6 protein-coding genes and 1 tRNA gene are annotated in these 7,724 nt (G+C 36.9%); 2 read left to right on the forward strand and 5 right to left on the reverse strand.

Features of this window, described 5'->3' with window-relative positions:
- Window positions 1–54: 54 nt before the first annotated feature.
- Window positions 55–2,463 (reverse strand): UvrD-helicase domain-containing protein, encoded by a 2,409-nt coding sequence (locus KO464_07680; protein MCC7573256.1) that lies wholly within the window; start codon window positions 2,461–2,463, stop codon window positions 55–57.
- Window positions 2,464–3,033: 570 nt separating this feature from the next.
- Between KO464_07680 and KO464_07685 the strand changes: the two genes are divergently transcribed.
- Window positions 3,034–3,300, forward strand: coding sequence for a hypothetical protein (locus tag KO464_07685; protein MCC7573257.1), 267 nt, complete (start codon window positions 3,034–3,036; stop codon window positions 3,298–3,300).
- Complete coding sequence (locus tag KO464_07690; protein ID MCC7573258.1) at window positions 3,293–5,530, forward strand: bifunctional DNA primase/polymerase; 2,238 nt, start codon at window positions 3,293–3,295, stop codon at window positions 5,528–5,530. Before KO464_07685 ends, KO464_07690 begins: the two co-directional genes overlap by 8 nt.
- Window positions 5,531–5,679: 149 nt before the next feature.
- On the opposite strand, the gene KO464_07695 is transcribed toward KO464_07690, so the two are convergent.
- The 4 genes from KO464_07695 to KO464_07710 form a co-directional block, all read right to left on the reverse strand.
- Window positions 5,680–6,207: a hypothetical protein gene (locus KO464_07695; protein MCC7573259.1), complete on the reverse strand. Its 528-nt coding sequence runs from the start codon at window positions 6,205–6,207 to the stop codon at window positions 5,680–5,682.
- A gap of 7 nt (window positions 6,208–6,214) precedes the next feature.
- Window positions 6,215–7,141 carry a hypothetical protein gene (locus KO464_07700; protein ID MCC7573260.1) on the reverse strand — a complete coding sequence of 309 codons (927 nt, stop codon included), beginning with the start codon at window positions 7,139–7,141 and terminating at the stop codon, window positions 6,215–6,217.
- A 274-nt stretch (window positions 7,142–7,415) separates the two neighbouring features.
- Window positions 7,416–7,490, reverse strand: a tRNA-Thr gene (locus tag KO464_07705).
- Between the two features lie 50 nt (window positions 7,491–7,540).
- Window positions 7,541–7,724 (reverse strand): uridine phosphorylase (locus tag KO464_07710; GenBank protein MCC7573261.1); only part of this gene is annotated, 184 nt, incomplete at its 5' end.

Raw genomic sequence — 7,724 nt, forward strand, 5'->3', positions numbered from 1 at the left:
TCCCTTTTATAGTAGTTTTTTTATTATTTACAATAATTATTAATAAAATTGATTTCAATATTCATCAATTAATCCTAGTTTTTTTAGTCTGGCTCTAATAGCACTATTCTGCCTTTCCAAAACTTTAGCTATATCACTTATTGGAGTTCCTTGATTAAATAAATTAATCAATTTAGCTTCTTCATCAGACTCCCATTTCTCATAGGCCCTGGGGTGTTTCATTCTTAATTTATCTATTCTATCCTGATAAGATTTTTTTTCGATAAGATCTTCAAGTCTTATAGATTTAACTTCATCAGGGATTTCTAAATCTTCTTTGCCATTAAGAAACTTCTTGCCGCAATAAGGACAAAACAAAAAACTATCTTCTATTCTGTTACTACAATCACTGCAAACTAAAGGGATATCATTATTAATAATATTTAATATCAAGAAGTTACTTCTATCGATAAATTCCCCTGGTATTTCTTTTATGAAAGAAGACTCGTTGCCTATTTCAGTTATCAAAAATAGCTCTTCCTTGGCCCTAGTCATTGCCACATAAAAAAGTCTTCGCTCTTCTTCCATCCTTAACTCATAATTTGTCTCTTTTATGATCTGGAATATTCGATCTTCTCCCCATACACTGGGAAATCCATACAAGCCTGAAGTTAATCCTATTAGAAATACTATTCTTGCTTCTAATCCTTTGGCAGAATGAATAGTTCCAGAGGGCACCCTGATATTTGCTTTAGCCAGTTCATATCGGTATGGATCAAACATTCGTTTCTTTCTGTAAAGAATTAAAATATCTTCACGATTGTAGCCGTTATCCAAAAATTGCTTTATATTTTCTACTACCTTTTCGACACCGTCTTCTGATTCTTTCTTTGATGCGTAAAGATAAAGTTTTTTACCTTTTTTTGATATGGAGCGTATTTCTTTAGCTATTTGAAATTTATTGTGCTTTATAACTTCACTAGAAGCAGAAACGATATTATCATGGCTCCTATAATTTATATCAAGTTTTATAATTTTAGAGTTTTCAAAATATTTTTCAAAGTTAACTATGTATTCTACTTCTGAACCCCTCCATCCATATATGCTCTGCCAGTCGTCTCCAACACAAAATAATTGTGTTTCTTCTGTCAATAATAGTTTAAGCAATTTTACTTGGAGTGTATTTACATCCTGAAACTCATCTACTAGAATATATTTGTATTTTGTTTGGAAGATATTTTTAACGTCAGGATAGTTATTAAGTAGATCAATCGTTTTAATTATTAAATCGTTAAAATCTAGGTATGAATGATAAGTACAATAATCTGAGAAGCTTTTGATTATTGGTTCTATAAGAATGTAAAAATCTTTCACTCGTTTATGTGGGTCATTCTGAGCTTTTTGATATATTTCTAGAAAATCTCTTCCCTCAACTTTTATTTTATCTATTACACTAATTAACTCCGCTACAAATCTATCCAGTTCCTTATGATAACCTGAAAACTCTTCTTCAAACTTAAGGGCAGGTAATTTTGTAATATCCTTGTGAATTCTTGGCGAAATAACTTTCTCTAATTCTCTGTGAAATTCATTTATATCGACAGTCATAGATTCAAAAACTTTGAAATAAGCTTTGCCTGCTTCTTTGAAATCTATTTCTTTCAAAGCCATTGGGGAGCTGAGATTACTTACGTGTTCGATGTAGAGATTAGCTTCTGGTATGAAAAAATCTGGATTTGCTTTATAATCCGATATTTGGAGAGGTGATTCATACTCATAATCTATATTGTGCCGATAGAGCCAATCTGCGATATATCTTTCAGATTTGGATCTTACAGATTCACCTCTTAGAGTAATATACGGTCGTGGATATTGATTGGGGTGATTAGTATTTACATTTAACCTTAAATCTTCAACGTAATGATCTAGGATATACCTTTTCAAGAACAATAAATATTCTTTATCGCTAGCACATGCTAATATTAGTTTATGTAAGATTTCTTTAGAATCTTCGGGTGCTTGAAAATAAGTTCCTAGTGTATCTCCATATTCCTTATCCGGCAAAATCTTAAATCTATTATCAAATTCTTTGGCGCCGTTATTTCTCAAAATATAAAAACAAAGACTATGAAAAGTTCTGACTGTTAAGTTATTGAGCCATGGATATTTTGATACATATTTTTTTCTTTCCTCGTATTTTTGCTTGTTTGTTATTTTTTTATTGTATACTATATTCTTGTACTCACATTTATCATCAGCTTCTATAATTAACTTATCAAACATTTCATTTGCGGCGTTTCTGGCAAATGTAATGGCCAAAATCTCTGAAGGGTCCACATTTTGTTCAAAAATAAGATACATGATTTTTTGAATTATTGTTTTTGTCTTACCACTTCCTGCACCGGCCAAAACAAGTAACCGTTTGTCCTCACTTATAACAGCTTCTCTCTGCTTTTCGTTAAGTCCTTGGAGAGTAGGATTCATTATTTCACCATCAATAAAAAATACTATGAAAACTGATATGTTGCAACATATATAAGAATATGGAAAAAATTAGGGAAATAGGGAAAAATATTTCTTTTCCATTTACTAGTTGGCCTTATCTTTCAGTAAGATTCTTTTTTGGGTAATAGTATATTCCATTCTATAAACTACCTTGGCGCCCATCCAGTGATTCAAACCACGATTATAAGTTAATGTATTTGATTTCTCATAATTAATAAATTTGTAATCAGGAATACCGCATGCTTTATTTTCATGCACGATAATTATAAATAAGCTCCTTCTTGAACTGCACCGGTAAATATGTCAAATACAAGAATGGACACGTCTATTTTAGATGTGATCAAGTCTGGTATAATGCCTTTCACCGCTAAAGAGGTTGAGGAGAAGGTACACCTCGGCCACACTATGGTGGTGCATTGGTTGAAAATTTTGAGGTCTGATATTAAGGCCAATAGGCCCTATGCTCAAGGCTTCAAATGTGATAAGCGAAAAAATGCGCTTAGTCACCAGAATCAGTGGATTTACTGGTTCGAGCGGTAGGTACAGTAGGTGAATTGGATTACTGCTACCATAAATAACTGCATTGAAGGGCTGCCTGGCCCTAAAATTAAGGCCAGTTCTAGGGGAGAGAATCTTATAGGCCAGTATGTTGAGCTGCTGGAGGATATCCCCCTCTTTCTTGACGGCATGGCCCTGCCAAACGGACCTTTCAAAAAAGGCCAGATTGTGAGGGTCGATGAAAGGCTTGCACGGCCCCTTGAGATACTAATTGCAAATGAGTACGCTAGGCCGTTCAGGAGGGCCTCAGATGAGTGAAATCAGAGATGACGATTTGGCCCTAAAAATAGGGCCAATGCCATCGATTGATAGCTCTATTACTTCCTGGGCTAAATACTATCGCTCTCTGGGATGGAATGTTATCCCGATTAAATCCATGGATAAAATACCTCTGATAGAGTGGAAGGCATACGAAAAGAAAATGGCAACTGAAGAAGAAGTTGAAGATTGGTTTAGAAAGTGGCCTAGTGCAGATATAGGGATAGTATGCGGAGATATAAGCGATATCGCAGTTATGGACATCGATATAGATAAGGGTGGCCTTGACTCTTTGAACAGCATCAAGCCTAAGGACTATAGCCTGATTACGCCTCTTGTAAAGACTGGAAGGGAGGGCGGAGGCTACCACTACTACTTCAAGACCAATGGCAGGCATGTCCAAAAGATCACAGATCTAAGGCCCGGCATAGATATCCAGGGCGAAGGTTCCTATGCAAAGGCCCCACCTTCTATACATAAAACTGGAAGGCACTACCGCTGGATAAAGTCACCAACTGACTTCCCGCTGGCCGAGATTCCAGAATGGCTTCTCAGTGCAATTGAGGCAAAGAACAACAAATCCAATTATAGGGCCAACGATACTGAGCATAAAGACAGGGAAAAGGAAGGCATAATAAAAAGCGGAAGGCGGAACATGGAGCTCACAAGCCTTTCCGGAGAGCTTTACAATAGGGGCTACAATCCAAAAAAGATCAATGAGTGCCTCCACGCTGTCAATAAGACCCTCACAGAAGAGCCCCTGCCGGAGGCAGAAGTTGACAGGATAAAGACTGACTGGCCCACGAGGCATTTCCTAGAAAACGATGCCGGAAATTCTGAGAGGATGGTCTACTACTTCGGTAACATGTTCAGGTATTCCCCTCCTGAAGATCTATTCTATGTGTGGGATGGGAGGCGCTGGGCAATGGATGAGATGAACATGATCTGGGAGCTTGCTGTTGAGACTATCAAAAATATCGCCAAAGTAGAGACAGAAAAGGCAAAGAGCGAGGAAGAGCTAAAGAAACTCCTGGAGCTTGCCAAAAACTCTTTCAGCAACAACAAGCTCAAAGGTATGATAAACTGCCTTAAATCACAGCCAGAAATCAAGGTGAGTCCTGATAGATTTGATAGAAACCTATACCTCCTATGCTGTGAGAATGGCACGCTTGATCTCTTGAACATGGAGTTCAGGGAGCATAGGAGAGAAGACTACATCACTATGGCAGCAGATGTCACCTATGATCCTGCTGCAAAATCTGACCTATGGGACAATTTTATATCAACCATACTGCCGGATGCGGATGTAAGGCTATTTGTACAGAAGATCTGCGGGCTATCCCTAAATGCTGCAATAATCGAGCAGAGGTACTACTGCTGCTACGGCAAGAGGGATAACGGGAAGTCTAGATTCACTGAAGCCATAACAAGGGTATTGGGCGACTACGCTCAGGTTGCACCGTTTACCACATTTGAAAAGAAGAAGCTGCAGAGTGGCCAGGCAAGAAGCGACATTATTAGGATGAAGAACAAGCGTTTGGTTGTTATCCATGAGGTCCCGGAGGATGCTAACAGGGTCGATGACAACCTGATAAAAAGCATAACTGGAGGGGATGTGATCGCATCACGTGATCTATACCAGAAGGAAGAGGAGTACACTCCCACCTGTAAGCTTATCTTTGAGGGAAATCACAAGCTCAAGTACTCTGGCCATGAGCCTAACTTCATCAAAAGAACGGTATTTGTGCATTTTGACGTGACAATCCCTGAAGATAGACAGGACAAGGAGCTTCCATACAAGCTTTCAGACCCCAATGTAAAAAGCGCAATTCTAAACTGGATGTATGAAGGCTGGATTGAATACAAAAAGGACATTGAACTAAATAAGAAGCTCACAATACCCCCTAAAGTTAGGGCCATAACGACCGAGGCAAACCTAGAAAACGATCCGGTCGGATTTTTCCTTGAGAAGTGCTGCTACGTAGAGAAAGGTTCCAAAGTCAAGAGCTTTGAGCTCTACACTGTCTATGAAAACTTCTCACAGCTTGAGGGAATTACAACGTTCAAGATCCAGAAGTTCGGGCGCATAATGAAGGACAAGGGTTATGACAAGGAAAGGACCATGGAAGGCGTTTTGTACATGAACATAGGCATCAAGCGCGAGTGGATGTCAAATGAAGAGTATATTGAATTTAATCCACCGGAAGAAGCCATAATTGAAGACACCTAGAATCTATGTAGGATATGTAGGTTTTACCCCATTTTCTAGAAAATATAAAATTTTACGCCTCGTATAGGGGTTTTTATAAAAATGGCCAATATCCTACATAACCTACATAAATCAAATTGGCCCTAATTTTAAGGCCAATTGCAAACTTATCACTTAGATTCAAAAAGCCCTCTAAAAAATAGTATTATTTTTTGACCGATTACCTTGGATGCTGCCTGGATTATGAACTCCCCATTTTTTATAATATCATTATAGTCCACAGTTAAAAAAGTTGGATTGGAAGGAGATTCTCTAAAGGACCATAAAATTGAATTGCTGATGATTTTTGAATCCTTTTCAAGATTGTAGGGGCTCTTTCCAGTTTTCGTTACAAGTTCATCAAGTATGGCTTTTTCTAGATTATTAAACAGCTTGTCATTGTGGAAATTCTTTTCAGTTGCACGTGAAAAAAAATCAAAGGTGGTCTTCTGAATTGATCTGATTGTTCTGACATCCCTGCCAGTGGCGCTAAATCTCTCTAACCTCTTTTTCTCAAATTCCATTCTCACTTCTCTTGAGAAAAAATATTTGTAACTAGAAAATGGGAATTTCTGGAAATGTTTTTTTGCATTAATGTGGAATTTATCACTTGGATAGGAATATGCTATGGGAACGCCAGAGTCACAAAAGAAGTTCATAGCACCCCTACGATAGCATCATTCTCTCCAATTTTTTTAATTCCTCAGGTTTTAGATCTTTTGATAATTCTTCCGTATAAGAAAGCATTTCCTCATATGAAGGCCAGATATTTTCTTTTCTGAGGTCTGACTGAAGTTCTTGCAGCTCTTTTCTTATTATTGCCACTTCTGATTTTGATTTCTCTTTGAATCTTTTAATTTCCTCTTCTTTTTTAGGGCCTGTCAGCGTATTGGTGTACGGGGTCAAATATGTGTAAAGCCTATTCTGGATTTCTTTTAGCTTTCCCAGGTAGCCGATTGCTTTGGATCTATTTTTATTATTTCTTAGGCCTAGCATCATGCTTTCAAATATGTCTGTAAAATCACAAAAAGCCTGGAGTACTTCTTCATCTTTCACATGATGCAGTGAGGTGTAGTAGTCTGTTATAACATTCTCAATCTTGTTATTGATTGAAGGCTCATAACTGTCTTTTTTTATGGAATCTATTATTTGACTAATGAATTCCACTGTTTGCATATTGTTTTTATAAAGAGGCTTATACTCCTTCGGACATTTATTTTTGTATACCCAGTCGTAAAATTGTTCCCTTGGTTTCATGAATATGTTTTTGTAGTCGTTGATGATTTTGTCTATAGCTAAACGCTCCTCAGGTTTGGAATTAATATCTGCGCTAACATAATCGGATAAAGAGTTAACATGCTTGGTATTCAAAATCTCTACTGCCACGGGAGAATAAAATCCGTGCCTGTACCAGCCATATGTTAGATTTGAATAGTTCAATTTCTCAGCAATAAATACTATGAATTTCACAAGCCTTGTCTTTGTCAGGTATTTCCTTTCAGTGCCATCCCTAATATTGACCATCAGGGAATCAAGGGCAAATTTTATGAAATCCTCTTCTGAAAAAGTATTGAAATTTACTGGGCTTACCATCTTTATTTTGCCTCCAGGATATTAAATTCTATACAATTATATAGTTATCGAGGTCTTACAAGTATATATTTGTAATTAAAATACTTTATAAATTATATACCTCAAGCTTACACTTGTAAAATATCTTAAATTGAAACAATAGATCTTATGGAAGAATTTAAGGACGATACAGATAAGGCCAAAAATTGATTTGCGCTCAGGAAAATAAGAGTATTTTGTAGAAATTTCATTTTTATTTATATACTAAGCCGAGTGATTTCGAATTAAAATATGAAGCCGTTGGGGGGATTTGAACCCCCGTCGAACTAGATTACGAGTCTAGCGCATGGCCGAGCTTTGCTACAACGGCATGATTAATTGTATAAAATTAGGTCGTTTTAAAACATTTGCTCTAATTTTTTAGATTAAAGAGGGATAGATGTATTTTTTATTCTTTTTTTCTTTAATCTTATCCCAATCTGAGAGGATGTTTATCGACTCAAGCGTTGCTTTTGCTGCGTCTGCTTCTCCTTTGACCTCAAACTCCTGTGTCTTACGATTTCCAAATACGGCAAGTATTGCTCCCGCCCTAAGGCTAAAAAGA

It is taken from the genome of Methanofastidiosum sp. (genome assembly GCA_020854815.1).
Classification (GTDB): Archaea; Methanobacteriota_B; Thermococci; order Methanofastidiosales; family Methanofastidiosaceae; genus Methanofastidiosum.